Origin of the sequence: Draconibacterium sp. IB214405 (assembly GCF_033963885.1) — a bacterium.
Taxonomy (GTDB): domain Bacteria; phylum Bacteroidota; class Bacteroidia; order Bacteroidales; family Prolixibacteraceae; genus Draconibacterium.
On sequence record NZ_JAXBMA010000001.1, the window covers coordinates 974,935 to 1,000,689 of the forward strand.

A 25,755-nucleotide genomic window follows, 5' to 3' on the forward strand; every position below is an offset into this window, starting at 1 on the left:
AGTTCAATTTTCATCTGATTTCAGAAACGCTCTTGTAGTAATTTTCTATGTTTGTGTAATTTTTCAGAAATCAGAAATTTGAAGAAGCAACCATAACTGTTTAAAAGCTCAGCTTTATTTGCTGCAGTGTGTGCTGCTTCGTGTAATTAATTGGAATTATAGGATGAAATACAATACGGTGCAGTTAGTAAAAATGTTGGGCGTTTTGTTGGTTGCGGTAAGTGCTTTTGTAGCATGTAATAACGAGCAAAACGACCTGGGTCTGGGTGTCCTGCCTGAAGAAGATCTTATAAATGTTCGGAATATTTCAGTGTCCGACAAAATTGCATCTTTCACATTTTCCGAAAGCAATCTTGTGTCGAATCAAGCCAGCGTTAATTTGCTGGGTAGTTTTAAAGATCCTGTTTTTGGAAAAACTACTGCACATTTTGCTTCGCAATTCCGTTTAACCGAATACCCCGATTTTGGAACTAATCCTGTGGTCGATTCGGTTCGCTTATACATTTTTTACCGAAACATTTATGGTGATACACTTACCACACAGCGTTTAAAAGTGTATGAGATGGAAAGCGATCTTTTGCCGGCTACAGATGTTGAATACACGCAGGATATCGATTTAAAATCGATGGCTTCAACTGTTCCTTTAGCCGAATTTGATTTTAATCCGAAAGTTGAACTCGACTCTGCTACTCAGGATACCAATTATCAGTTGTTAACTATTCCGTTGGCGAATTCGCTTGGAGAGAAGTTAATTGGCGCCGATTCGTTGGACATGATTAATAACGACGTGTTTTTACAATATTTTAAAGGGCTTTATATCGAAAGCGAAGATGTTTCGGGTGAAGGTGCTTTGATTAACATCCATACACTTCCAACCAGTACTTTCCAGGGATCAGCATTGTTGGTTTATTTCAATAACGACGAAAATACCATCGATCTGGAGGACGACGAAGAGCCGGATACCATGTCGCAGGCCTATTTAATTACCAGTAACAGTGCACGTGTAAGTGCCATTGTGCATGATTACACCGGCACTCCGTTTCTGGAAAATCTGGATAGCGAAGATGTAGAAGAGGATTTGGTATATGTACAACCAACCGGTGGTTTAAAATCGCGGATTACAATTACCGGACTTGAAAGTTGGAAAGACTCTGTTAACATGGGAATCAATAAAGCTGAAATTGTTTTTCATGTGGATACCATCGCCAGCGATATTCACAATTATCCTCCGCCAAGCCAGTTGCTCTTTACTTTTGTGGCTCCTGATGGCGAAGAATACCAACCTATCGATTATTTCTTTAATCCAACCTACTATGGCGGATATTTAGATACCAGCGATTATACCTACAGCTTTAACATTACGCAGCACGTGCAGCGGATTATAGATGTTACTGATCCTGAAGACGACCTTTTTGTGGGCAACCAGGGATTTTATGTAACTACCGGTAAGCGTGTTGATATTGCGAACAGGGTAATTCTGAAAAGCGCTAAGGACGACGGAGTGCAAATGCGAATTACCTATACCAAATTTTTGGAATAGGCCGCGTTTGATTCTAATTTATAACGACAAGTTCACAAATCATTTCTTATTATCGTATAAATGGTAATAAATCGGGTTGTATTACCTGATTAATATTCATTGAAACTTCTATTTTTACAGGCAGAAACCAACAACTTAATTATTCAGACTTAATCAAGGTCTGTATCATGTCAAGAAAATCTGAAGCAATTAACACGGCTTCCGGTTTACAAAAAATAGAATTTAATGAAACCACTATTCTCTTTAGCGATCCTGCTAATATTATTTGTCTCGTGTAGCAATACAAAGCAGGAAACTACAGCCACCCAAAGTACCAAAACAGATTATTGCCAATATGTAAATCCAATGGTTGGAACAAGCACCATGGGACACACATTTCCGGGAGCTACAGCGCCTTTCGGAATGGTTCAGCTGGGGCCGCAAACCGATATGCAGCCCTATTTTAATCCCGATGGCAGCTACAATAAAAAAACGTATGAATATTGTGCCGGTTACCAGTATCGCGACACAACAATAATTGGTTTTGCGCATACAAACTTTAGTGGCACCGGGCATTCCGACCTTGGCGACTTTTTGGTGATGCCAACCACCGGAAATCTGGTATTGGAGCCACTTAAGCAAGAAAATGGCGATAAAGGTTTTTATTCTGTTTTCTCGCACGAAAATGAAAAGGCTGCCCCCGGTTTTTACAGTGTAAAACTGGATGATTACAATATAAACGCCAAATTAACAGCTTCCGAGCGTGTGGGATTTCATCAATATACTTTCCCAAAATCCGATGATGCACATATTATTCTCGACCTTGTTTATAATATTTACCATTACGGTCAGAAAAACGTTTGGACATTTTTGCGTGTTGAGAACGATTCGCTGGTTACCGGTTACCGTCAAACAAAAGGGTGGGGCCGCACAAGAAAAGTATTTTTTGCTATGCAGTTTTCGAAGCCGTTTAAAAGTTATGGCCACAAAAAGTATGACGAGGATAACTACGATGGTCATTACAGGTATTTTAAACAGGAAGAAAATTTTCCCGAAATGGCCGGGCGAGACATTCGGGCTTATTTTAACTTCAGTACAACTGAAAACGAAAAGATTCAGGTGAAATTTGCGCTGTCGCCGGTGAGTACAGCAGGTGCCTTGAATAACCTTGAAGCAGAAATTCCGCATTGGGATTTTGAAAAGGTAAAATCAGAAACTCAGGAAAAATGGAATAACGAGCTGGCAAAAATTGATGTGGAAAGTATTTCGGAAGAAGATAAACGAACATTTTATACCGCACTTTACCATACCATGCTCAGCCCGATAATTTACGAAGATGTTGATGGCAGTTATCGTGGACTGGACCAGAATATTCACCAGTCGGAAGGATTTACCAATTATACCATTTTTTCGCTGTGGGATACCTACCGGGCACTACACCCTTTGTTTAACCTTATTCAACCGGAACGTAACAACGACATGATAAAATCGATGCTCGCGCATTACGACCAGAGTGTACATCATATGTTGCCGGTGTGGAGCCATTACGCCAACGAAAACTGGTGTATGATCGGTTACCATTCAACAACCGTTCTGGCGGATGCTGTGGTAAAAGGAGTGGGTAATTTTGACCGGACGCGAGCTTTGGAAGCAGCGGTTACAACAGCTAAAGTTCCGTATTTTCATGGAATTGGTGAATACATGAAATACGGCTATGTGCCGGAGGATTTAAATTCATACTCCGTTTCAAAAACACTGGAATATGCCTTCGACGACTGGTGTATAGCACAGATTGCTAAAAACACCGGAAATACAGCTGTTGAAAACGAATTTCTGGAGCGTTCAACGGCTTATCAAAAAGTTTACGATCCTTCCATTGGTTTTATGCGTCCGAAATTATCAAACGGTAAATTCAAAAAAGAATTTGATCCGCTGGACACACACGGCCAAGGATTTATCGAAGGCAATGCCTGGAACTACGGTTTGTATGTTCCGCACCAGGTGGAAGATATGGTTGAAATGATGGGTGGTAAAAAACGTTTGTCGGGAATGCTTGATTCGTTGTTTACCATGGAACTGGACGATAAATACATTGAAAAGAACGAAGACATTACCCGCGATGGTATGATCGGAAACTATGTGCATGGTAACGAGCCGGGGCACCATATTCCGTTTTTATACAACTACACCGACGAAGCGTACAAAACTCAGAGCCGGGTGCGAATGATCTTAAAAACAATGTACGGAGCGGAGGTTAACAGCCTTTGTGGAAACGACGATGCCGGACAAATGAGTGCCTGGTACATTTTTAACAGTCTTGGTTTTTATCCGCTGGCACCCGGATCGGAATTTTACGAATTAGGAAGCCCATCGGTGAAAAAGGCTGTTGTTTCTTTTGAAAATGGAAATCAGTTAACGATTACAGCTAAAAATCAAAGCGAAGAGAATGTATATGTCAGCAAAGTTTTATTGAACGGCAAAGAAATTCAAGGCACAAAAATCTCGCATTTTGATTTAATAAAAGGTGGCGATTTGGTGTTTGAAATGAGTAATGAAATTCAGCCCTTGAAATAATATTTGTTATTAATCTCTATATTTGTGGTTCATTTAAATTTTCCGGACGTTTTATGAAAAAAGCACTCACAACATTTTCGTTTACAGTCATATTCCTTTTTTTACTGGCGGTATTTGGATGGATGGTAAGCCATATAAAAGACGGAGACAAAAACTTTGGCTTTTTAACCGGACCTGTAAAGTTTATGTACACCTTTCCTGATATGTTTTCAAAATCGGTGGAAGAGGTAAAAACACTACCAAAAACATTTGTTCCTACTCCTGACGATTTTAAATCTATAAACCACCTTGAAGAAGATGTGTTGGCTTTATATGCTTATTCCGACACCGGAAGAACCCGATCGATTGTTCTTCAGAATTTGAAAAATGATTCGATCTATTATAAGTGGAATGTAAAAAATCCGCATCAGGAACACGACAGAATCAATAATCCCTTATTGTTTCCGAATAAAGAGTTGGTTTATAATTTCGAGGGGAAAGGCATGCAGCGAATTGATTCGCTGGGCAATGTTTTGTGGAAACAAAATAAGATTCATGCCAACCATTCGCTGAACCTCGATAGTAATGGTGATATTTGGGTATGTACTTTTGAGCCGGTATATTACGCCACTGGCTTGTATTATTTGCGTGGTCAAAGTGTTTTCTTCAAAGACAATTTTATTACGAAAATAGAATCCGATACCGGTGAAATATTGTTTCATAAATCGGTTGCCGAAATATTGAAAGAGAACGATCTTGCGGCTTATTTGTTAAAGTCGGAAGTGGTTAAAGATCCTCTTCATATTAACGATATTGAACCTGCTTTTAAAACTACACCCTATTATAACGAGGGCGATCTTTTTATAAGTCTGAGAAGTCCTTCAATAATTTTTCATTACCGACCTTCAACAAACGAAGTACTAAATGTTATTGAAGGACCGTTTGTAAGCCAGCACGATGTTGATTTTATTGGCGACGATAAATTGGTATTTTTTAATAATAACTACTATGCTGTTGGATCGACCGGTGGGAAGGCGGTACCAGCCGATTCGAGCAAATTAGTTATTGCGGGCGATTTTTATTCGAACCTTGTTGAGTATGATTTTAAAGGTGATAAGCTGTCGTTTGTGGGCGACTCCATTTTCAGGGCCAATAAAATATTTACATACACCGAGGGACTGGTCGATTTCCTGGATAGTTCGACATACTTTGTTGAAGAACAAAATACCGGTGTTGTGTGGATAATAAAAGAAGATGAGGTTTTGTATAAAAATGTATTTCAGTCGCAACACAAAGGGTATCATCACCTGACAAACTGGACGAGAATAATTAAAGATTATGAGTAATTTACTGTATATAGGTCCCGGACTGGGAATTGGAACGATTGTACTGATGTTTATAATCGGTGGAATTGTATTATTTGCATTTGGTTATATCTTTTGGATCAAGATCAAACAGTTGTTCAAGAAGAAAAATAAATGATGATTTTTTACGCTGTTCTGTTCATTGGTTTTTTTCTTATTGCAATAATCCTTCGATATTATCGAAACCTGTTTTATGCAATAGCAGAAGGCAGTCTTTCGGTGGTAAATCAGTTGCTATCGGACGAGGCGGAAGAACAGAAGGTTGTAGAGGTTCAGCATCATACCAATAAATTACTTGTAGTCCTTCTTAAACTTATTTTGCTATTAGTAGTTGCCATTGGCATTGGCAGTGTCCCGGTCTTCATCTATTCTTTCTTCGCTGATCAAAACCTAAAGGAGCTCGAGTTTTTTACGTTTTACCCCATTCTGGCCATCTCGCTGGGTGCTACACTGGCTTTTTTTATTCCATTGGGTGCCCAAAACAAAAATGGTTATTCCGAATTGTCGAGATTATTACATCGAATGGCATTGAATAACTACTATCTTGAAAATAGGTTGTTTAAGTACGAGTTGCGAAAAAACAGGTCGAAAAAAACAAAACCAAAAGAACTGTTTATTGTGGTGTCGGGATTGGCGCGCGCGGGTACAACGAGTTTAATGAACGACCTCGCAAAAATTGATGAGTTTGTAACGCTGGGCTATGCAAACATGCCTTTTTTATTGGCTCCTAATCTTTGGAAGAAATTATATAAGCCTAAAAATGAGGCGACAAAAGAGCGTAGCCATAATGATGGTATAATGATTGGCCTTAACTCGAACGAAGCGCTGGAAGAGTACTTTTTTAAAGTAAAAGCCAAGGATTCATATATTGATGACAATTGTCTGTCGGAATATGAGATTACACCTGAAGATTATAACGACTATCTCGATTACCAGTCGCTGATAAAACAGGACGATCCAAAAACTTATCTGGCAAAGAACAATAACTTTTTATTAAGGTATAAGTCGGTCAGAAAATTCAACAACGATTTTTTGATGGTGATTTTATTTCGCCATCCGCTAACACATGCCATGTCGTTATTGGAAAAACATCGCGATTATAAAAAGCTTCAGAATGATGATCCATTTGTTTTGGAGTACATGAATTGGCTGGGGCATCATGAGTTTGGCCTAAATCAGAAAGCGTTTAAGTTCAGTGCATCGCCGGAATTCGATGATCCGGATAAGGATAATCTGGATTACTGGCTACAGAGCTGGATAAATTACTACAGTTATGTTTTAACGATTCGACATGAGAATACGCTTGTGATAAACTATGAGCATTATTGCAGCGATCCCAAAAATACAATCGGTAGAATATTGGCTAAGGCCGGTATTTCCGCCCCGGTTCCTGATTATCCTTCATTTGTGAATAATAGAAAAGGAACAGAAAATTATTCAGAAGTACTACTGCAAACAGCGGAGCAAATCTACCAGCAGTTGAATGATTCTACTCCGTTTTAAACGCTTGCAATAAATTATCCAACACCGCTTCTTTTACTTTAAATACAGTTCCGTGTCGCGTTCCCTCCGGAAAGCTGATACTGTCGTTTATTACTTCCCAGTTGACTAAATCGGCAGAACGCATTGCTCCCATATGATGGCGGGTATATTCGTCGTAATACAGTACCCAGAAATCGTTAACATTGGCAACTGTTGGCCCTTCCACCCAATCGGGGGAGATGGCTTCAGAGCTCAGTGTATATCCACCGTAAAGCGAGGTGCTTTTGGCAATACGAATGTGCTTTTTAGGCGGATAACGGGTTTCATCCTTCAGAAACATAAAGTATTCGCCGTTAATTTTTTTGATAACAGCATCGATAACATTAAAACCTTCATCATATAATAGTTCAGTTGGTGTAAACGTTACAAAATCTTTGGTGGTAGTGTAATACATACGATGATTGTATTCGCTGTCGCCCTGTGCCTCGCCGGCTTCAAAGCGCCCGGGAATGGTTGTTGCCCAGTAGATCATGTATTGTTGCTGTTCATCATCGTAAATAATTTCGGGTGCCCAGCAATTTCTGGCAGTTGGTTCGTGCTGCATAACCGGTACAAATTTTTGTTCCGACCAATTGATCAAATCTTCTGAACTGGCATAACCAATTCCTCCGTCGTTCCAGCTTACGGTCCACACCATATGAAAACGTTTGTCCGGCCCCTGAATGATACAGGGATCCCGCATTAATTTATCGTCGGCTACTTGTGGCGTAAGAATCGAAGCGTCGTTGTTTAAAGCCTGAAAGTGATAACCATCCCTGCTATAGGCTAAGTGTAAACCATCCTGTCCGTTATCTTTAAAATAAGAGAACAGGTAAACAGATTTGGGTTGGGTGTTTGACTGGCAGGAAACTAAGGCGATTAGAATCAGGACGCTGAATAGAAATTGTTTCATAATTAATTTGTTTGCTCAAAATTAATCAATGAGATGTTTAATTTGAAGTTATTTCGCCGGATAATTTTCCTATAAATCATTCATCAATTTCTTTGAAACACAAACACAGCAGCCTGCTTATTTTTAATATTGGTGATGAAGAATTATTACAAATTGGTTAAAAAGATAAATAAATACTAAAAAGTATTTTACTTTGTATTGGTTTTATTCATATCTTGATGATGTTATACAAGAAATGACCCTTATTAGTGTTAATGGATTGCTGTTTTTATTGCTAACGGTATAAGTTCTACTAGCCGGAATATAACTTAAATAGCAAACTAGTCCCTTTTATAATATTTCCCAAATTTACTCTATTGAGAAAAGATCGTTTTGCGATCTTTTCTTTTTTAGTACGCATTAGATAAATTGTAAAGCTTTCCGGTTTGCCGCTGATTTTCATTAAATTCGCTGCTCGTAACCATCGAAATACCAAAACCGGCAAATGCTTATCGATAAATTACATGCTACCGAGTTCTTAAAAAAAGGCGACTTGTTTCTGAAAGAGGGGGGCCAGTGCCGTAAAATAGGACGTTTGGTTAAAGGTGTGCTTCGTGGTTTTGTTCTCGATGTTGACGGTAACGAAATTACCACCCACTTTTACAACGAAGGCGATATGGTTATTGGCAGTTATATTCCCAATGTACCAACGCAGATGAGTATTGAGGCACTTGATGAATGCGAATTATCGATTGCCGATTATGCCACGATAATGGCACATGTAAATGTCGATACGGATATAACCAAAGTGATAACCGAGGCTTTTCAGCAATTAAATACACAGTTGCAGTCGCGGCTGGTAGCATTGCTAAACCTCGATTCGTTACAGAAATACGAACTCTTTTTAAAGGAATATCCGGGACTGATAAACCGTATTCCACACTATCACATTGCCAATTTTTTAGGAATTACACCCACACAGTTAAGCCGGGCTCGAAAGGATTTTATCAACAAATGTAAATGAAAATGTTTGCGTCGCTTGGTTTCTTTGTACGAGTAATTTAATCAACAAAGAAGATGCAAAACAAAAATTTATTGTTGTTGTGGACCGGCAAACTGGTATCTGCACTCGGAGATAAAATGTATGCCATTGCCATTGCCTGGTGGATACTTGAAATTACCAACTCGTCAACCATGATGGGCTTGTATTTACTGGCCGCCACCTTGCCGATGGTAGTAATGGGGATTGTTGCCGGAGCGGTTATCGACAAATCGAACTTAAAACGTGTTTTGATAATTGCCGACATAGTGCGTGGTGTAGGAATAACATTGCTGGGATTGCTCTTTCTGGCTGAACGTCTTACACTATTTTCGGTGTTCAGTACAACGGTGGTTGTTTCGCTGGCATCGGCATTTTTTAATCCTGCCGTAACCAGTATTGTACCACGTATCGTTCCGAAAAGCGAATGCGGCAAAGCCAACTCGCTTTTGCAACTGGTTGACGGTTTGGCAAAAGTGGCCGGACCATTCGCCGGAGTTGCCATGGTGGTTGCTACCGGTTACGCCGGGGCATTTCTCATTAATGGAATTTCCTTTTTATTGTCGGCATTTTTCGAAGGATTTATCCGGTATGATACCAGGAAGCCGGTGTGGAGAAAAACTTCGGATAAAAAGCAGAAGAAAACCACCGAAATAGTCGGTGATATTCAGGCCGGATTACAATATGTGTTTACCAATACCCGCTTAATAAACCTGTTGTTTTACATTTTTGCAGCGCATTTATTTGTCGGAGCTCTGTCGGTAATGCTTCCGGTAATGGCCAAATTTATATCGGATGATAACCTTAACCTGCTGGGGATTTTAGAAACCGCGTTAGGAGCAGGATTTGTAGCCGGAGCATTTATTCTGAGCCGACGAAGCGAAGAGAAATTCAGGATAGATGCTATGCCAAAAGTGTTTATTCTTGTGGGATGCAGTATCATAACTATCGGTATTATTGCCTTTTTTAGCAGCTTGCCGCTTTTGCTGTTTGTTCTGCCTGTTTTTGTAATTGGTAGTTGTATTGTTTACGCATCAATTAACTGGAAAACGTTTATGCAACTGAACACACCGCCCGAAAAACTGGGACGTGTTGCTGCCATCTCTGGTTTGGTTGGCGACATAACCTTACCCATCGCTTTTGCACTTTACGGTTTTCTGCTCGATCAGGTTGACTTTGTAATCCTAACCGTAGTTAGCGGAATGTTGCTCATTCTTACGATTCTCTTTATTAAGCTTGGCGCGAGAAAAAAGCTGGCTCCGGCAGGGGTGTGACTTTTCATTAACTTTGTATTACAGGACTATCTTCCACTAACTTTAAACTTATTTTTTGTTAAATTCGCATCGTATCCCGGCGAGCCCCATAAAGATCAGCAGCGAGAGAAAGTCTCCCATGGAAGAACAGGAATAACTCATTTTTAAGTCAACTTTTACCAAAATTATACCTATGAAAAAAGTATTACTGTTATTGGCCAACGGATTTGAATTTTTCGAAGCAAGTGTCTTTATCGATGTAATCGGCTGGAACCTCGAAGAAGGCGACAACACCACAAAATTGTACACCTGTGGCGCAACAAAGGAAATTAAAAGCGCTTTTAATCATTGCCTGATTGCCGATTTACTGATCGACGAGGTGGATGTAAACGAATTCGATGCGCTGGCTATTCCCGGAGGATTTGAAGTGTATGGTTTTTACAACGATGCCTACAGCGATAAATTTCTTGAGCTGATACGCGAGTTCAGTGCAAAAGATAAAATTATTGCATCTATTTGTGCGGGTGCTTTGCCGCTGGGGAAGAGCGGTGTTTTAAAAGGTAAAAACGGCACAACATACCGGCGTGCCGACCGTCGCGAGGAATTAAAAAGTTTTGGTGTAAATGTGCTCGATCAGCCCATTGTTGCCGACGATAAGCTGATTACTTCGTGGAATCCCGCAACCGCTGCCAATGTTGCTTTTATGTTGCTCGAGCTGTTAACCGACAAAGAGAACACCGATAAAGTCCGTAAACTCATGGGATTTTAAAAGCATTTCGCGCCGGCAAAAACACCCCGGTCGTGAATCTAAATCCGGTTTAGAACGATGAACTCGGAAAGAACAATGCGCACGGAGTCACGATAATGCTTATTTAAGTCCCATAAAATCAGGACTATTATTAAAAATCAGGAATTTAAGCCCACAATACGATATTTTATATCTTTGCCCCAACTTTAGTTCCTTTATGCAAAATATAAGTGAGATACTTGATTTTTCAATTAGCGCATTACTGTTTATGTACCTCTTGTCGTTAATTGGCAAAAGCTCAAGCTATAGTAAAACGTACTGGTTTTGGGGAGTCGTTTTTATTTTAGGTTCTAAAGCTAATTCCGTGTTGGAATCGCTTATTTTTTCCAACCAGTTTAATGTGTTCGAGCACACCTTCTTTTTAGTTGCTTGTATCCTGTTTTTTCTGAGTATTTTAAAAAAGGAGCTGTAATGGAACACTATATTGTCACCATAAATATTATCTCCTCAATTGTTATTTTCGTGTCGGCAGTAATTGTGTTTGCAAGGCTGTACAAAGACCGGGTTCAGTATAAAATATTGTTTGGAGTGGCGTCAATAATTCTCTTGGCCGGATCCATTATAAATGTATACGAACACACATCAGCACTAAAAAATGCCGAAGATTTTGAGCAGATTTTAAGTATACTTTTTCTGCCCATTTTTATTTTTGCCATTTACGAAAGTATAATTGGCCGGGAACTGCGGAAACGTATCAAAAGCGAACAAAAGTTTAAGGGAATTTTTGATCAGACCTTTTCGTTTGCCGGATTGCTCGATAGCGACGGACGGATTCTGGAGGCCAACACAACCGCCTGTGATTTTATCGGATATAACAATCACGAATACAAAGGAATGTTCTTTTCCGAAACAAAATGGTGGGCACATTCCGCTCAGGAGCGCGAACGATTGGAACGTGCCATTGAACAGGCAATTGCGGGCGAAACGGTAAGGTACGAAACCACAAACCCCGATATCAACGGGGTAATCTCTTATGTCGACCTTTCGCTGAAACCGGTGCACGATGTAAACGGAGAAATACTTTATTTGATAGCCGAAGGCCGCGATATTACCGAAATAAAACAAACGCGCTTCGAGCTGGAAAAACACAAAAAGAACCTCGAAGATATTGTAGATAAACGCACATCGGAGTTAAAAACTGCCAATTACGAGTTGCAGGTAATTAACGAAGCGTTGTCGGATAAAAATGAGATAATTAACAAACAGAATGCAAAGTTAATTCGCACGCTTAACGATCTGAAAAATACACAGGCGCAGCTTCTTCATTCGGAAAAAATGGCATCGCTGGGTGTACTAACTGCCGGTGTTGCCCACGAAATAAACAACCCGCTCAATTATATTATGGGCGCATACGAAGCCCTAAAATTGCAGGGCGAAAATGCATCGGGCGAAAACTACGACATCCTTTTAAATGCCCTGAAAACCGGTGTTGAACGGGTGGCTGATATTGTAAACAGCCTTAACCAGTTTAGTCGGAACACCCCAAAAATAAACGAGGTTTGTAACATTCACGAAATTATCGACAATTGCCTGGTAATGTTACAAAACCAACTAAAAGGCAGAATTGATGTTGCGAAGGAATACAGTAAAGAAACATTTATTACATTTGGTAATGTTGGAAATGTCCACCAGGTGTTTTTAAATATCCTTTCCAATGCTGAACAGGCCATCGCCGGTAATGGAAAAATAACGGTAAAAACCTTCAGGGAAGAAGAGCGCGTTAGGATTGAGATTACTGACAGCGGAAAAGGAATTGCAAAAGACGAGTTGGTACGGATTACCGATCCTTTTTACACCACAAAAGAACCCGGCCAGGGAACAGGATTGGGACTGTCGATTGCCTACTCGATTATTAAAGAACACGGAGGTTGGCTAAAATTTGAGTCGGAGTTAAACAAAGGCACAACTGCAATAGTTATATTACCACTAAAGGTTAACAGTAATGAATGAACGACCCAAAATACTTTATGTCGACGACGAAGAAATAAACACCACGGTATTTCAATTAACTTTTTCGAACATTTTTGAGGTAGTAACCGCCGGTAGCGGGGAAACCGGTATTGAGGTGTTTCGTGCGGATCCCGACATTAAATTTGTAATTTCCGATATGCGAATGCCCCTTATGAGCGGCTTGGAATTTATACGGGAAATTAAAACATACAGCGCCAATATCCCCTGCACCATTATGTCGGGGTATCAGCAAGGCCCGGAAATTACCGAAGCGATAGCGAAGGGCGAAATTGTGGATTACATGACAAAACCCTTTAATAAACGAGCCATCGAACAACTGGTGAAAAAGCATATCAACGGCGCCTCCTGAATCTGATTTTTCCACCCAAAACAAAAGACACTCCCCATTTTTCAATCACTCCCGAACAAAATCTTATCCGTGCGATTAAACAAGTCCGAACTTTAATTTCTTTCTAAAATTAATTTTGTTAAATTGCAATTCCTAATCCGGTGACACCCAGAACGATTGAAGCGAGAGATTTTTTTAGCCACCCCAGGGATTGAAGTAACATTTGCTATTGGTGTATACATCTAAATAAGTTGCAATACAATCAAAGTACATAAAATATAAACTAATGGATACTGAAAAACTTTTAAATCTTCTAACGAAACTTCAATACGAAGAAAAAACAAAAATTACCACTCATCTTAACAATTTGAGAGATTTTTTTACTCAAGCCCAACAAGGTAATAATCCGAATATTGGAAAAAATATAGATAATAAATGGGAAGAAATTTCAGGAATCTGTAATAATAGTTTATTAAATGATTTAACCGTCGGAGAATCCAAATATTTTGAAAAGATTGGAGGGGCAAAATATTTTGGTCATGGGCTATTTTATGAACTGAATAAAGTAATTAATTCTAATCAATATAATACTCCTGCTATCGTAGCAGAACTGAGTAATTTTATAAAAAGTAGGAATGACTTCAATGTAACCATTAATCAAATTGTTGTTGATTTAAAAAAATTAAATATTGAACCACATTTTTATGTGGATGAAGTGTATGAAATTGGTGTGCTAATCCCTTGTAAGCATGATTACACAAATATTCAAAATATTGAGAAGCAATTACATAATTGGAATTTCATCCTTAAAACGCTTAATGAAATAACAAATAATGAAACTACTGATATTAAAGTTTCAAGAGCAAGTACAGGAAGTATCGAATTATATTTTAATCAAGCGGTAGAAGTCGCTGAATCAATAGGAACAATAATATCCAAGATTGGAGTTATTTATTTAACGATAAATGAAATACGAAAGCATAGATTAGCATTGAAAAAATTAAAGGCTCCAAGTTCGGAGACAGATGCTATTGAAAAACATGAAAAGGAACTAATAGATAAAGAAATAGATACAACGGTTGAAAACATCATTAAACCCTATGTAAAAGAAATCGAAAAAGGTAGAAAACAAGAATTAACAACAGGACTGAAAAAGGGCATGAGATTTATTGCTCGTTCGATTGATAACGGTATTGAAATAGAGATTATCCCCCCGGAATTATCGGCTCCAGAGAAAGTTGAGGAAGAAGATGTTGATGTAATTAAACGAGAAAAAGAAGAAAATTTGAAGAAATTTGAAGAAAAACGAGAAAAAGCAAACCTTATAAAAAAGAGCGGAAATACGATAAAGGAAATTACGGGGATTGGAGAAGGGCTATTAAAGATGTTAACGAACGGAGATGATACTCTAGGAGAAGAATAGATTCTCAACTCCTCCTCGTTTGCACCTTCGCTGGCGTGGATTTGTAATCCGTGCCTCGGTTGAAGCAACCGACACCGCTCCCGCGCGAATCCTTTCGCGTGGAAAAAAATAAAGCAAAAAGCCACACGATGGAATCGTGCGGCAGCGAGGGAGGGGTAAACAGCATATCGTTTGCAACGACAAAATTCCATTCGCGTGATAAAAACCTAAAACTATACCAGTATGAAATCGATCACCCTTGAATTTTCCAAACTACAAATTCTGAAAAGCAGAGAACGATGGCGGCTGTATTTTATTATTGTTACCGAACATCCCGAGGATCACGATAAAATGATTGTTTCCACTTTTCCCGATCCTTATATCCGGTTAAAACCCAACAAAGAGAACATTATCAACTTCGAACCTGAAGGCGATCCCGGTGCCGACGGATTGTTTGTAATCGAACGCGAATTACCTTCCGACAAAAAAGTTAAAGCCCGTATTTATCTCCGACAAAGCCGAAAAACTACACGTAGTTTGGGCGATACGCTAAAAGACCTGCAAAAGACCCTGGGTGGCGATGCTTTCGAAATTGTTACCGATCTTCTGGGATCGGGCTTACCGTGGCTCGTGGCTTCAAAAAAAGCATTTCCAATGATCGGGAATGTACTGAGTACGATAAAAGACCGCGATATGGGATTTGTAAGTATGGATGAGAAATTTGGCAGCGAGTTTAATCCCGGAGATAAAATCGAGCGACATATTGAATTTTCAACCGGTGAAGCAAAAATCTGGTGGAAATGGTGCATCGATAAATAGAGTAACGAGCTGGCGCGGATTTGTAACGACACAAATCAATTGCATGGAAAAAGAAAAGACAAAAGCCAAACGATACATTGTGTGTTAGCCATAGAATCCGAAGGATTCAAATAATTATAGAAAATAAATAGCAAAAGTATATGAGCTTACTAAAATATTCGAATACAGAAGAAAAGACAATTCATGTAAATTCGGATGTATATATTGATTCTTTCAAGAAAAAAATTCAGGAAACATTAAGAGACTTTGAAGCCCAATCAGAAATTGAAAACGATACGATAAAGTTCAAAAGAATTGTGAGAAGTACGACACATTCCGGTCAGAATAAAATCGAAGCGATGAAATTAGTAAGAGAAGGCTTAATTCGAATTGAAAGAATTGATTCAACGAAAATTAGAATATTTTGGGAAGTTAAGCTGGATGCAGTATTGTTTTTATCCGTCTCGATTGGACTGCTAATCGGTTTGATTGCCGGTTTTGCCGGCTCAATGATACTAATATCAACGATTATTGGATTACTGTTTTCGGCAATTATGTATTTTGTTGGGTGTTCAATCGTAAAATCAAAAATTAATGAACTTATAACCAGTAGCTACTAGCCTCTAGCTACAAGTCACAAGTTTCAAGCTACAAGTCACAACTATCCAGTAACCAGCAACCAGTAACCAGTATCCAGTATCCGGTATCCGGCAACCAGTATCCAGCAAAAAATCCCTTATTCCCTCGAATGCAACGCGACCCGGTTTCCTTCGGTATCGAGGATAACAGCCAGAAAGCCGTGTTCATCGGAAATCTTGTTTTTATGTTGCAGGATTTTTCCTCCGGCATCTTCCACGCGTTCCAGTTCCACGTCTAAATCTCCTGCCGGCGATGCCATGTAAGCAACTACTCCGTTGGGCGAAGGCTGGTAAAACTCTTTGTGATGAACCAGTGCCGCCCCCGATCCGTATTTTCCTTCGGAGTAGGGGAACCAGGCCATGTCGAATTCCCTGCCATGATTCTTTTCCAATCCAACACTAAAAACTGTTTCGTAAAAGTTAATGGCGCGCGCCATTTGTTTTACCGGAATTTCAACCCAGCTAACGATGTTTATTCGCATAATTTAGTATTAAGGTTAGTATCAATTTAATTGGTAGTTCTTTTCCTGGTTCGTTAAATTTTACCGTTTAAAAGTTACTTTATTTTGTTATAAAAACCACGCCCCAAAACCTGTTTTAAATCATCACATAAACGCCGGTCGTGAGCGATGATTGAACTAACGGATCAATACGATTCTGAATGTCGCCTGTAAAAGAGTGGAGAAACTTTTACCCGATAGCTGAACCTGTGTAATTTCGTTTTATTTTTGAAGCCGAAAGATTTTATAAAGAAGCATGAATAATTCATCCGATAAAAATCTGCGTTTGCCCGCTGAGTGGGAGCCGCAGTCGTTTTTACAACTTACGTTTCCGCACGCCGACAGCGATTGGGCTTATCTGTTAGAGGAAGCCAGTGCCTGTTTTGTGGACATCATTGAAGCAGCGGCCCGCTTTCAGAAAGTGTTGGTGGTTTGCGACAATATTGAACGAGTTCGTGCTTATTTCAAGGATACTTCAAATGTTTATTTTGCAGAAGCTCCGTCGAACGACACCTGGGCGCGCGACCACAGTGGGATTACCGTTCTTGAAGACGAAAAAGCCATAGTACAGGATTATATTTTTAACGGCTGGGGGAAAAAATTCGAAGCCGGACTCGACAATCAGATCACAAAAAGTTTGTTCGAACAAGGTTTTATTCAGCATGCCGAATTAAAAAGTTTCGACTTTGTATTGGAAGGTGGCTCGATTGAAAGCGATGGCGCAGGTACGATTCTTACCACTACAGAATGTTTGCTGGAGGAAAACCGTAACCCGCAGTATTCTCAGGAAGAAATTGAAAATATTCTGAAACAGAACTTTGGGGCAAAACATATTTTGTGGCTCAATAGCGGTTACCTGGCCGGCGACGACACCGATTCGCATATCGATACGCTTGCCCGTTTGTGTAACGAGAATACGATTGCCTATGTTGGATGTAACGATCCGGAAGACGAGCATTTTGAGGCGCTGCAAAAAATGAAAGCAGAACTGGAACAGTTTACTACCGGAGACGGAAAGTCCTATAATCTGGTTGAACTTCCGTTTGCCGATTCGTGTTTCGATGAGGAAGGAAATCGCTTGCCGGCGACCTATGCAAATTTCACCATTATCAACGGTGCGGTTCTGCTTCCGGTTTACGGATTAAAACAAGATGCCGAAGCCGTTGATATTTTGCAGCGGATTTTTCCCGAAAAAGAAATAATTCCAATAAATTGCAGGGTATTGATCGAGCAGCACGGGTCGCTACACTGCGTAACCATGCAGTACCCGGAGGTGGTTGGATTAAACATTGAAAATTAAAGATCATGAGCAAATTAAAAGTAGGTATCATACAGCAGAAACGTTCGGGCAACAAAGACGAGAACACGCAAAACAGTTTGACGGCCATTAAAAAATGTGCCGAAATGGGCGCTGAATTGGTGGTGTTGCAGGAGCTGCATGCCAGTCTTTATTTTTGTCAGGTGGAAGATGTCGACCTTTTTGATCTGGCAGAACCGATTCCCGGAAAAGATACCGAAATATTTGCTGCAGCAGCGAAAGAAAACGGTGTTGTGTTGGTGACTTCGCTGTTCGAAAAACGAGCGCCAGGTTTGTATCACAACACGGCCGTGGTTTTTGAGAAAGACGGATCGATGGCAGGGAAATACCGCAAAATGCACATCCCTGACGATCCCGGTTTTTACGAAAAATTCTACTTCACTCCCGGCGATATGGGTTTTGAACCCATCGACACTTCTGTTGGGCGATTGGGTTTGCTGGTTTGCTGGGATCAGTGGTATCCTGAGGGAGCGCGCTTAATGGCACTGGCCGGAGCAGAAATGCTTATTTATCCTACCGCCATTGGTTGGGATCCGGCAGATACCGACGAAGAAAAAGCCCGCCAGCTGGATGCGTGGATCATTTCGCAACGCGGACATGCAGTTGCCAATGGTTTGCCGGTAATCAGCGTTAACCGCACCGGTTTTGAACCTGATGAAACAGGTATGGGTAACGGTATCGAGTTTTGGGGGAATTCCTTTGTTGCAGGTCCGCAGGGCGAATTTATTAAACAACTGTCGGCGCACGACGAGCAAATTGAGGTGGTGGAAATCGACCGGAAACGTACCGAAGATGTACGCCGCATCTGGCCTTTCCTCCGCGACCGCCGCATCGATGCCTACAACGATCTGTTGAAACGATACCGCGATTAAGAAAGAATCCAAAGGATTCAAATAGCTATAGAAACACAGATCAAAAACAAATACGACTCCGGCCGGAGTCGCACATTGCCTTACATTCTAATTTTCTATAAATATGTGATACCTCCGGCATCACGAAATCTCTTGATATAAGAAAATCTACCCCAATAATCCCAATTATTATAATAAACACCAAAATACAATTAACAGATAAAATTGTATTTTTTGAAAAATAATAAAACGAATAATCGCCCCCGATAATCCTGCATTTTAAGTCAAAATCAACGAATTAAAACTCTTTTTCGAAACGGGAACGGTTTGTTGTTTATGCTTAATTGTCGTAACTTTTATAAAGTTTATAAACCCGAAAAATGAATACAACCCACTTTACATCGCTTTACTCATTACAATCTTCGTACGATCTATGGCCGTGCCATAATTAGGAAACTAATATGCCCAACATGCTGAGTATTTGATACTCACGTCTAATGTTCTCCAATCATTACGCTTTTTCATAAAAGTAAACAGCTTGTTTGTTTTTATTGAAGAAGGACACTTTCTGCCCCCCGCAATTTTTTAACTAAAAATTCCAATCATTAAAATTGACAAAATGAAAGATGAATTTAAAAAGTTCACAAAAGAACAAGCTTCGGCGCTAAAAAGACGTATTGTTTCAGTTCCCGAAGGCGAAGTCCAAAAATGGTTTACAACCGAAAAAAAAGAAGTAAAATTTAAGGTCTATGCCAAAACGCATCAAAACCTGGCAGAGTTGCTCGACGAAGATATCGATTTGAGCGACGAGACCATCGCAAAGCTGGAAGCCAATGAGATTGAAGACCAGGATCTTCTGAGACAAATTGCTGAAAAACGTGACGAAAACAAAGATTACGAATCGTTTGAAGTGACGCTGATCCACCCCGACGATTTTGATTATGAACCCGAACTGGATGATGCAGACCTGAAAAGTGAAAAATCAATTAACGCCGATACGAAGCAATTCCAGGCGTATTATGCGCAGGATACCCTTGAGGCAGCTACCGACTTAACCATGGTTGAATCCGAATCGATGGGACTGCCTGCTACAATCGACCACCGAAGCGACCAGTCGCCGGTTAAAAATCAGTGCACCCGCGGTACTTGTGTGGCACACGCATCATGTGGAGTACTCGAGGCATTCGACCATATCCCCGACGATCTGTCGGAACAATACCTTCACTATAAATTTAACGAGTTCATTGGGCGTCCTCAAAATGCCGATCAAGGACTAAAAACAACCGACTCGGCAAAATACCTTGCCCGTAGTGATGGAAAGATCTGTCTGGAATCGGAATGGCCTTACCTCTGCAATCAATCGCAGGTAAACGCTTTGGTAAGCGCCGGCACTTACGCACCACCGGCTAGTGCAACAAGCGACCAGACTTACGGCGTTAAGTATTACAAAATTATTCAGGACAATGGCCTTACCGGTGAGAGTATAAAAAACACCCGCTATTTGGAAGCCTTATTATACCAGGGCTACAACATTGTAATTGGTACATGGGTGGCCTGGCAGGACACCGATAATGACGGAATTCTTGAACCGCGTTTCTCCAATGGAAATCCTATCTACAGCGGAGGGCATGCCATGCTTGTTGTCGGCTACAACAAAACGCAGAACTACTTCATCGTTAAAAACAGCTGGGGTGCCGGATGGGGACACGCAGGTTATGCTTACTTAAGTTACGATTATATCCGAACCTATTTCAAATACGGATATGTAGTAAAACAGCCGGTGCCTTACGAACCTCAAAGTGTGCCCGGAAGACTGCTCAGAGCTCCTTACTCGTATTCAAAAATCAGCCGGTCGAGACTGCGCGCTGCTATTATTGCATTTAAAACCTCGAAAGGAAGATATGCCGTTTGTGAGGCTTATGCAGGAACCAACCTGTACCTGAAAAATATTATGGTTTACAATGCCAATGGAACGGTACATCTGAAACGCAGCGGACTGGTTATACGTGGAACTTACCTCTGCGATATCGACAGTGGCCGTGAAACATCAAACGATGCCGACTTCTGGTGGCAAGCTGTTCGACCCGGAGTGAATTATCTGGTTCCGCGAAACGGTGCAAAAGTTTGCGTATTGTACGATATGAAATACCTGACTGCAAGCCGCATCAACAGCCTTACCATTAACGATGCCGGAATTCCGTCAAGTAAGCTGAATTTTGCTGTGGTAGTTGGAAAAACCACTACCAATCGCCCGTACAAAGCAATTATGCACATGGAAATAAATAACCGCCTCGAGATCTCTTATCTCGAAGTACTGAACAACGACGGAACTCGATACAAGTATAAACGGGGAATTATGGTTCCATCGTCGTACACCTACAATGTAGATACCTTACAAACCGGCGGAGGAAGATATGCCGACCTGTGGTGGCATGTAATTTCCGATAACGTAGGTTTTGTAGAGAAATATTCGTACGCCAAAATCGAGTTGCTCTATTACATCTAAAATTTCAATAGCAAGCCGGGAGATTCTCCCGGTTTGTTTTTTCCACGCTAAAAACTACACATCAAAACCTGCACAAACACCGAAATTATTGTAACTTATTCAATTCAATTTCAAAATTGTAAACAATGAATTTCCTGACTGAAAATACCGATGAAATTACGCTAAAAGTAGGCAGCGAATTTACCCTTGAAAACTTCAGAGTTGCAGTTGTACCGCCGCATTTAAATCTTGAAGCTTTTATTGAGTTACCGCAAAACCTTACCTTGCTTCAAACAAAATACCCGGAACAGGAAGGTGCTTTCGAAAGTATCTTTTTTATTAAAGCGCATACCAAAGGAATCGGCACAATAAAAATCGGTTATAAAGACTGGGATACCAACAGTAATGCAAAGGAAAAAGAAATTAATGTGACTGTTTCTTGAAAAAACAGTAGTCCACAAACCACAACTCCCGCGCGAATCCTTTCGCGTAGTAAAAGAATAGCTAAAACCACACGATAGAATCGTGAGGCAGCGAATAACCATAAAGCACCATCGCCGAAGGACAATTCCAACGAGAATCATAGGGATTCCAAACATCCGAAAGGTAATTCCATAGAGAATATTGATAAAGCAAGCTTGCCGAAAGCCTCAGCACGATTTCCGAGACATAATTCCTTAAGGAATCATAGATATTCCAAATAGCAGCAAGACAATTCCATAGAGAATACTGATGAAGCAAGGTTGCCGAATGCCCAAGCACAAAGGAAAACATAGAATCGTGGTATAATTCTTGCCTTGGCAGGTTTACAATATAATTAGTATTGTAACCATTTGTCGAACATCAAATTTACAAACCATGAAAACAATTATCTGCCTGGTCGTACTACTGCAATGTTTCGTATTTTCCGGGAAAGCACAAAGTTTAACAGAAACACTAGGTGGGATTCCCACCAATTATAAAATCGTTTCCGACACCGTAGATTTAAAAGCTACCGATCAGTTTATTATTCAGCGTGCAGAGAAAAAGGCTGAGCATAGATCAAATATGGAAAGTTACAGTGGTTATGGTTACGCATATGGCTACGGTTATCAGTCCTTGCATCTTGAATTTATCGCCAAAGAATCGTATGTATGGAAAGAAATTGAGACCAAAAACCGGAACTACGATAAGCTCCTGTTCACCTTTTATGATGCCAATGATGAAATTCTTGCTTCACGATCGTGGAATACTTCTGAAGTTGCCATATTATATCACCTTCCGTCGGATAATCAGCGCTTTTTTTATTCCATCGACCTGCTAAATATCCCCATTGTTTTATTGGAAAAAACCGTTAAGATAAATCTAATCAGAGAGGTATCGGATAGGGCGAATTAGAGGTTAAAGAGAAAACTAGACACCACCTTCAAGCCAGCTCTTAAAATTTTTCACTTTTTCGCGGGCCACCAGGAAATCATCGTCGTTGGGATGTTGCACCTTTAGTTTTAAACGGGAGTTACTGTAAGCAATAACATCGCTGATACTTTTTAAAGCTACCAGGTATTTGCGGTTAATACGGAAAAACACATTCGGATCAACCATTGCTTCCACCAGTTCCAGACTCTGGTCGAGCAAGTAATCTTTCCCATCCGAAAGTTTGGCGTAAGTACCTTTCTCAAAACTGTAAAAGTAAAGCACTTCGGTGGTTTCAATTACGCGAAGGTGCGTACCCACTTTCACCAAAAAACGCTCCTTGTAATTTTTCTTTTTCAACGAGGCCACCACCTCGTGCAGAATATCGGGAGTAAAAGAAGATGTTGCCGGTTTGGCCAACTGCTGAAACTTATCGAGTGCCTTTTTAAGTTCCGAACGTTCGATGGGTTTTAATAAATAATCCACGCTGTTCACTTTAAACGCACGAATGGCATAATCGTCGTAAGCGGTGGTAAAAATTACGGGCTGGCCAAAGTTGGTCTGTTCAAATATTTCAAAACTCAGTCCGTCGCCCAGCTGAATATCAAAAAACGCCAGCTCAGGCGCTTCGTTATTTTGTAACCATTCAACCGTAGCTTTTATGGTATCGCACACCGCCAGGATCTGTGCTTCCGGTTGCAAGGCAGAAATATGAGCAGCCAGTTGTGCCGCTGCCAATGGTTCGTCTTCTACTATTAGTATTTTCATTTTTTCTTCAAGTTACGAGTCACGAGCTCAAGTTGCGAGTTTTTTATTAAAGCATTTCTGCATTCAATCCGTCTATCCTTCGACTTAGCTCAGGATGACTGCCTGTTAACTGCGACTTCGACTGAAAACTTTCTTCATTATTATTCATGCATTCTATCCTTCAGTCCCTCAGTCCTTCAACCCTTATCAACGGAACACTAACGCGGAAGTAACCGCCGTTCTTCGAAACGATCATTTGTTTTCCGGTAAGGTATTCATAACGTCCGGCCAGGTTTTTTAAGCCTGTTTTGCTGCTGTCTTCCGTCTGTGTTTTTGGCTGAAGGTTATTCTCAACAACCAGCTCATAATCGTCGGAAATAGCCACCACAATCTTTAATGGATTAGCTTTTGATATTTCGTTGTGTTTGATCGCATTCTCCACCAACGCCTGCACCGACAGCGGAATAACTTTCCCTTCCACCTTTTCGTTGGCAATAATATCCACCTGGAGCGCTTCGCCAAAACGAATTTGCTGCAGGTAAATGTATTTGGTCACAAAATCGATTTCTTCTTTCAGCGATATAATATCGAGGTCTTTAAATTGAAGCACGTCGCGGTAAAATTTCGAAAGTTCGCGCGTAAACTGTTTCGCCTTTTCCACATCAATATCGATGAGGCTTCCCAGTACATTCAGACTGTTAAAAAGAAAATGCGGATTGATCTGATCTTGTAGCACTTTGTATTGCAGCGCCAGCGATTCGCGTTTCACCTCTTCCTTTTGTCGTACCTCGGTGCGCCAGGCTTTAAAAAACGAAATGGCATAAATAATCGACGCAATAATGACAAAAATTATATACTCGGAAATAATGGTTCCGCTGTTATATTCCATAAATGAGGCCCAGTCGCGACCCATTACCTGAATAAACCAGAACCAGTTGACGGTCCAGATGACAAAACTGGAATACACAAAATGCATCAGCAATGCACGAATAACACTTGTAACCGGACGATTTACCCAGTCGATATAACGTTTTTCGAACCAGCCGAAAAGGTAGCCGTTGGCAAACAACGGAAGTCCGAGACTTAAGGAATAACCCGCGTTCCACACAAACTGCATAAAGGGAACGTTTAAGGAACCACCCATTAAAACGGTTGTAATCATGCCAATAAGAATGGAAACAACAATGGCAACCAGCCAGTTAATGATTACGCGCTTACGCATGTAGATTGTTTTATTTGATTTTTGAGTTTTCAAGATCGTAAAATTAGAATGAGTTGAAGATAAGCAGATTATTGGAAAAAACAGGCTTTACCCCCCGGCTTTCTCCGGGACTTCTTCGAAGTTTCCGGCTCCAGCCGTCCCCCAATTGGGGGACAGTTGAGGCCGCAGACTCCGCTGAGCGGAGCAAGGTTGAAACGGGGGGTGTTTTTCCCTTTGGTTTCAACCTTACAATGAGAGGAATCTCATTCAGCCTGCTCTTCACACTGGCGAAGCAACTGCTTGTTATGAACATTTCCCCATGTTGGCATTAGCGGATCGGTATGCTGAACTGATTCAAACATTTCGGCAGCTTTTTCCAGGTCTGGTTTTGCTTTATCGGCACCGCCACCAAAAAACTTGGGCGTATGGAAAGTATTGCTTCCGCGCAGGTAATATACCCGTGGATTCTGCGGATTTAAACGTTCTGCCTGTTTAATGGCATCGGCAGCTTTCATCGAATACTTGGCGCCTTTGCTCATGTCGGTAATGCGGATCTGATACAACAAAGCCTGCAAAGCATAGATCTCTGATTCGTCGTCGTTGGTTTTCATCAGCTGATCCACCAAAGCCTGCGCTTTGTCCAACTGTACATGTTTGGCATCAGCATCCATTTCATCGAAAAAGGTAGAACGGATAAAACAATATGCTGCGTAATAATTCGGCAGCCATTTGTCTTTTTCGGCATTGCCGATTCGCTCAAACTGGTTAGCTAATGCCTGCAGTTCCACAGAAGTGTGCAATTGATACAATTTATCGATGTTTGTTTTCATGGTTTCTTCGTACTTCGAAGAAAAGGCGGCAGTTGAAATTGCTACGAGAAGAATGGTGATAATTGTTTTCATGATTTTGAGTTTTAATGATTATTACTGTTTGATTTATTTGCTGATTCAAAGTTCCGCTGAAATGGGCATTTTTGAAATTCTTCCTTACCGAACTGTTGTTTTTTTGGGATGAATTGTAAGTGTTGTCTAATTCTCGGTTTTATAAGCAATCAAACACCCTATTTTAGACCACCCCACCGCTGTAAACGCGGTTCCCCCTCCTGAGAGGAGGGGAAATTTTAACGCTATAAGCGTGATAATTACTTCCGAATTTAAATTGAATTGCAGATGTTT

The 25,755-nt window shown here is 40.5% G+C and carries 24 protein-coding genes; 19 read left to right on the forward strand and 5 right to left on the reverse strand.

Going from position 1 to position 25,755, the window contains the following annotated elements; translation table 11 throughout:
• The first annotated feature begins 163 nt into the window (after positions 1 to 163).
• The 5 genes from SLH46_RS03635 (at position 164) to SLH46_RS03655 (ending at position 6,939) form a co-directional block, all read left to right on the forward strand.
• Positions 164 to 1,540, forward strand: coding sequence for a DUF4270 domain-containing protein (locus SLH46_RS03635; RefSeq protein ID WP_320279789.1), 1,377 nt, complete (start codon positions 164 to 166; stop codon positions 1,538 to 1,540).
• Between the two features lie 225 nt (positions 1,541 to 1,765).
• Entirely contained in the window at positions 1,766 to 4,093 is a 2,328-nt protein-coding gene (locus SLH46_RS03640; protein ID WP_320279790.1) for a GH92 family glycosyl hydrolase, read from the forward strand.
• A 53-nt stretch (positions 4,094 to 4,146) separates the two neighbouring features.
• Positions 4,147 to 5,418, forward strand: coding sequence for an arylsulfotransferase family protein (locus SLH46_RS03645; RefSeq protein ID WP_320279791.1), 1,272 nt, complete (start codon positions 4,147 to 4,149; stop codon positions 5,416 to 5,418).
• Positions 5,411 to 5,554 (forward strand): hypothetical protein, encoded by a 144-nt coding sequence (locus SLH46_RS03650; protein WP_320279792.1) that lies wholly within the window; start codon positions 5,411 to 5,413, stop codon positions 5,552 to 5,554. Before SLH46_RS03645 ends, SLH46_RS03650 begins: the two co-directional genes overlap by 8 nt.
• Complete coding sequence (locus SLH46_RS03655; RefSeq protein WP_320279793.1) at positions 5,551 to 6,939, forward strand: sulfotransferase; 1,389 nt, start codon at positions 5,551 to 5,553, stop codon at positions 6,937 to 6,939. The genes SLH46_RS03650 and SLH46_RS03655 overlap by 4 nt, the downstream gene beginning before the upstream one ends.
• Here SLH46_RS03655 and SLH46_RS03660 read toward each other — a convergent pair.
• Positions 6,926 to 7,870, reverse strand: coding sequence for a glycoside hydrolase family 43 protein (locus SLH46_RS03660; protein ID WP_320279794.1), 945 nt, complete (start codon positions 7,868 to 7,870; stop codon positions 6,926 to 6,928). The genes SLH46_RS03655 and SLH46_RS03660 overlap by 14 nt on opposite strands.
• Before the next feature lie 484 nt (positions 7,871 to 8,354).
• Here SLH46_RS03660 and SLH46_RS03665 point away from each other — a divergent pair, with 484 nt between their 5' ends.
• The 9 genes from SLH46_RS03665 to SLH46_RS03705 all read left to right on the forward strand — a co-directional run bounded on the left by SLH46_RS03665 (position 8,355) and on the right by SLH46_RS03705 (position 16,068).
• Positions 8,355 to 8,873: a Crp/Fnr family transcriptional regulator gene (locus SLH46_RS03665; RefSeq protein ID WP_320279795.1), complete on the forward strand. Its 519-nt coding sequence runs from the start codon at positions 8,355 to 8,357 to the stop codon at positions 8,871 to 8,873.
• A gap of 53 nt (positions 8,874 to 8,926) precedes the next feature.
• Positions 8,927 to 10,162 (forward strand): MFS transporter, encoded by a 1,236-nt coding sequence (locus tag SLH46_RS03670; protein ID WP_320279796.1) that lies wholly within the window; start codon positions 8,927 to 8,929, stop codon positions 10,160 to 10,162.
• A gap of 172 nt (positions 10,163 to 10,334) precedes the next feature.
• The gene (locus SLH46_RS03675; RefSeq protein WP_320279797.1) at positions 10,335 to 10,910 is read left to right on the forward strand and encodes a DJ-1/PfpI family protein; all 576 of its coding nucleotides are present in this window, start codon (positions 10,335 to 10,337) and stop codon (positions 10,908 to 10,910) included.
• A gap of 196 nt (positions 10,911 to 11,106) precedes the next feature.
• Positions 11,107 to 11,361, forward strand: coding sequence for a hypothetical protein (locus SLH46_RS03680; RefSeq protein WP_320279798.1), 255 nt, complete (start codon positions 11,107 to 11,109; stop codon positions 11,359 to 11,361).
• Positions 11,361 to 12,899: a sensor histidine kinase gene (locus SLH46_RS03685; protein ID WP_320279799.1), complete on the forward strand. Its 1,539-nt coding sequence runs from the start codon at positions 11,361 to 11,363 to the stop codon at positions 12,897 to 12,899. Before SLH46_RS03680 ends, SLH46_RS03685 begins: the two co-directional genes overlap by 1 nt.
• On the forward strand, positions 12,892 to 13,269 hold the full coding sequence (locus SLH46_RS03690; protein WP_320279800.1) for a response regulator: 378 nt from the start codon (positions 12,892 to 12,894) through the stop codon (positions 13,267 to 13,269). Before SLH46_RS03685 ends, SLH46_RS03690 begins: the two co-directional genes overlap by 8 nt.
• Before the next feature lie 265 nt (positions 13,270 to 13,534).
• Positions 13,535 to 14,671, forward strand: a complete 1,137-nt coding sequence (locus SLH46_RS03695) for a hypothetical protein (protein ID WP_320279801.1) — start codon at positions 13,535 to 13,537, stop codon at positions 14,669 to 14,671.
• A 222-nt stretch (positions 14,672 to 14,893) separates the two neighbouring features.
• On the forward strand, positions 14,894 to 15,469 hold the full coding sequence (locus SLH46_RS03700) for a hypothetical protein (RefSeq protein WP_320279802.1): 576 nt from the start codon (positions 14,894 to 14,896) through the stop codon (positions 15,467 to 15,469).
• Between the two features lie 140 nt (positions 15,470 to 15,609).
• Entirely contained in the window at positions 15,610 to 16,068 is a 459-nt protein-coding gene (locus SLH46_RS03705; RefSeq protein WP_320279803.1) for a hypothetical protein, read from the forward strand.
• Between the two features lie 116 nt (positions 16,069 to 16,184).
• Here SLH46_RS03705 and SLH46_RS03710 read toward each other — a convergent pair whose 3' ends face one another.
• On the reverse strand, positions 16,185 to 16,568 hold the full coding sequence (locus SLH46_RS03710) for a VOC family protein (RefSeq protein ID WP_320279804.1): 384 nt from the start codon (positions 16,566 to 16,568) through the stop codon (positions 16,185 to 16,187).
• 274 nt (positions 16,569 to 16,842) lie between these two features.
• Here SLH46_RS03710 and SLH46_RS03715 point away from each other — a divergent pair, with 274 nt between their 5' ends.
• From SLH46_RS03715 to SLH46_RS03735, 5 genes are all read left to right on the forward strand, one after another.
• Positions 16,843 to 17,886, forward strand: a complete 1,044-nt coding sequence (locus SLH46_RS03715) for an agmatine deiminase family protein (protein ID WP_320279805.1) — start codon at positions 16,843 to 16,845, stop codon at positions 17,884 to 17,886.
• A 5-nt stretch (positions 17,887 to 17,891) separates the two neighbouring features.
• On the forward strand, positions 17,892 to 18,776 hold the full coding sequence (locus SLH46_RS03720) for a carbon-nitrogen hydrolase (protein ID WP_320279806.1): 885 nt from the start codon (positions 17,892 to 17,894) through the stop codon (positions 18,774 to 18,776).
• A 598-nt stretch (positions 18,777 to 19,374) separates the two neighbouring features.
• The gene (locus SLH46_RS03725; protein ID WP_320279807.1) at positions 19,375 to 21,261 is read left to right on the forward strand and encodes a C1 family peptidase; all 1,887 of its coding nucleotides are present in this window, start codon (positions 19,375 to 19,377) and stop codon (positions 21,259 to 21,261) included.
• Positions 21,262 to 21,386: 125 nt separating this feature from the next.
• Positions 21,387 to 21,683 carry a hypothetical protein gene (locus SLH46_RS03730; RefSeq protein ID WP_320279808.1) on the forward strand — a complete coding sequence of 99 codons (297 nt, stop codon included), beginning with the start codon at positions 21,387 to 21,389 and terminating at the stop codon, positions 21,681 to 21,683.
• Between the two features lie 415 nt (positions 21,684 to 22,098).
• The gene (locus SLH46_RS03735; protein WP_320279809.1) at positions 22,099 to 22,617 is read left to right on the forward strand and encodes a hypothetical protein; all 519 of its coding nucleotides are present in this window, start codon (positions 22,099 to 22,101) and stop codon (positions 22,615 to 22,617) included.
• 15 nt (positions 22,618 to 22,632) lie between these two features.
• On the opposite strand, the gene SLH46_RS03740 is transcribed toward SLH46_RS03735, so the two are convergent.
• The 3 genes from SLH46_RS03740 to SLH46_RS03750 form a co-directional block, all read right to left on the reverse strand.
• Positions 22,633 to 23,400 carry a LytR/AlgR family response regulator transcription factor gene (locus SLH46_RS03740; RefSeq protein ID WP_320279810.1) on the reverse strand — a complete coding sequence of 256 codons (768 nt, stop codon included), beginning with the start codon at positions 23,398 to 23,400 and terminating at the stop codon, positions 22,633 to 22,635.
• Between the two features lie 160 nt (positions 23,401 to 23,560).
• A complete protein-coding gene (locus SLH46_RS03745; protein WP_320279811.1) occupies positions 23,561 to 24,601 on the reverse strand; it encodes a sensor histidine kinase in 1,041 nt (346 codons plus the stop codon).
• Between the two features lie 242 nt (positions 24,602 to 24,843).
• Positions 24,844 to 25,482: a hypothetical protein gene (locus SLH46_RS03750; RefSeq protein ID WP_320279812.1), complete on the reverse strand. Its 639-nt coding sequence runs from the start codon at positions 25,480 to 25,482 to the stop codon at positions 24,844 to 24,846.
• Between the last annotated feature and the right edge of the window lie 273 nt (positions 25,483 to 25,755).

Bases quoted from the DNA above. Each gene is read 5' to 3' on its own strand.
- SLH46_RS03740 (WP_320279810.1), bottom strand. From the start codon at position 23,400: ATGAAAATACTAATAGTAGAAGACGAACCATTGGCAGCGGCACAACTG.
- SLH46_RS03665 (WP_320279795.1), top strand. From the start codon at position 8,355: ATGCTTATCGATAAATTACATGCTACCGAGTTCTTAAAAAAAGGCGAC.
- SLH46_RS03640 (WP_320279790.1), top strand. From the start codon at position 1,766: ATGAAACCACTATTCTCTTTAGCGATCCTGCTAATATTATTTGTCTCG.
- SLH46_RS03675 (WP_320279797.1), top strand. From the start codon at position 10,335: ATGAAAAAAGTATTACTGTTATTGGCCAACGGATTTGAATTTTTCGAA.
- SLH46_RS03700 (WP_320279802.1), top strand. From the start codon at position 14,894: ATGAAATCGATCACCCTTGAATTTTCCAAACTACAAATTCTGAAAAGC.
- SLH46_RS03710 (WP_320279804.1), bottom strand. From the start codon at position 16,568: ATGCGAATAAACATCGTTAGCTGGGTTGAAATTCCGGTAAAACAAATG.
- SLH46_RS03670 (WP_320279796.1), top strand. From the start codon at position 8,927: ATGCAAAACAAAAATTTATTGTTGTTGTGGACCGGCAAACTGGTATCT.
- SLH46_RS03730 (WP_320279808.1), top strand. From the start codon at position 21,387: ATGAATTTCCTGACTGAAAATACCGATGAAATTACGCTAAAAGTAGGC.
- SLH46_RS03655 (WP_320279793.1), top strand. From the start codon at position 5,551: ATGATGATTTTTTACGCTGTTCTGTTCATTGGTTTTTTTCTTATTGCA.
- SLH46_RS03660 (WP_320279794.1), bottom strand. From the start codon at position 7,870: ATGAAACAATTTCTATTCAGCGTCCTGATTCTAATCGCCTTAGTTTCC.
- SLH46_RS03695 (WP_320279801.1), top strand. From the start codon at position 13,535: ATGGATACTGAAAAACTTTTAAATCTTCTAACGAAACTTCAATACGAA.
- SLH46_RS03735 (WP_320279809.1), top strand. From the start codon at position 22,099: ATGAAAACAATTATCTGCCTGGTCGTACTACTGCAATGTTTCGTATTT.
- SLH46_RS03725 (WP_320279807.1), top strand. From the start codon at position 19,375: ATGAAAGATGAATTTAAAAAGTTCACAAAAGAACAAGCTTCGGCGCTA.
- SLH46_RS03645 (WP_320279791.1), top strand. From the start codon at position 4,147: ATGAAAAAAGCACTCACAACATTTTCGTTTACAGTCATATTCCTTTTT.
- SLH46_RS03635 (WP_320279789.1), top strand. From the start codon at position 164: ATGAAATACAATACGGTGCAGTTAGTAAAAATGTTGGGCGTTTTGTTG.
- SLH46_RS03750 (WP_320279812.1), bottom strand. From the start codon at position 25,482: ATGAAAACAATTATCACCATTCTTCTCGTAGCAATTTCAACTGCCGCC.
- SLH46_RS03650 (WP_320279792.1), top strand. From the start codon at position 5,411: ATGAGTAATTTACTGTATATAGGTCCCGGACTGGGAATTGGAACGATT.
- SLH46_RS03705 (WP_320279803.1), top strand. From the start codon at position 15,610: ATGAGCTTACTAAAATATTCGAATACAGAAGAAAAGACAATTCATGTA.
- SLH46_RS03685 (WP_320279799.1), top strand. From the start codon at position 11,361: ATGGAACACTATATTGTCACCATAAATATTATCTCCTCAATTGTTATT.
- SLH46_RS03745 (WP_320279811.1), bottom strand. From the start codon at position 24,601: ATGCGTAAGCGCGTAATCATTAACTGGCTGGTTGCCATTGTTGTTTCC.
- SLH46_RS03680 (WP_320279798.1), top strand. From the start codon at position 11,107: ATGCAAAATATAAGTGAGATACTTGATTTTTCAATTAGCGCATTACTG.
- SLH46_RS03720 (WP_320279806.1), top strand. From the start codon at position 17,892: ATGAGCAAATTAAAAGTAGGTATCATACAGCAGAAACGTTCGGGCAAC.
- SLH46_RS03690 (WP_320279800.1), top strand. From the start codon at position 12,892: ATGAATGAACGACCCAAAATACTTTATGTCGACGACGAAGAAATAAAC.
- SLH46_RS03715 (WP_320279805.1), top strand. From the start codon at position 16,843: ATGAATAATTCATCCGATAAAAATCTGCGTTTGCCCGCTGAGTGGGAG.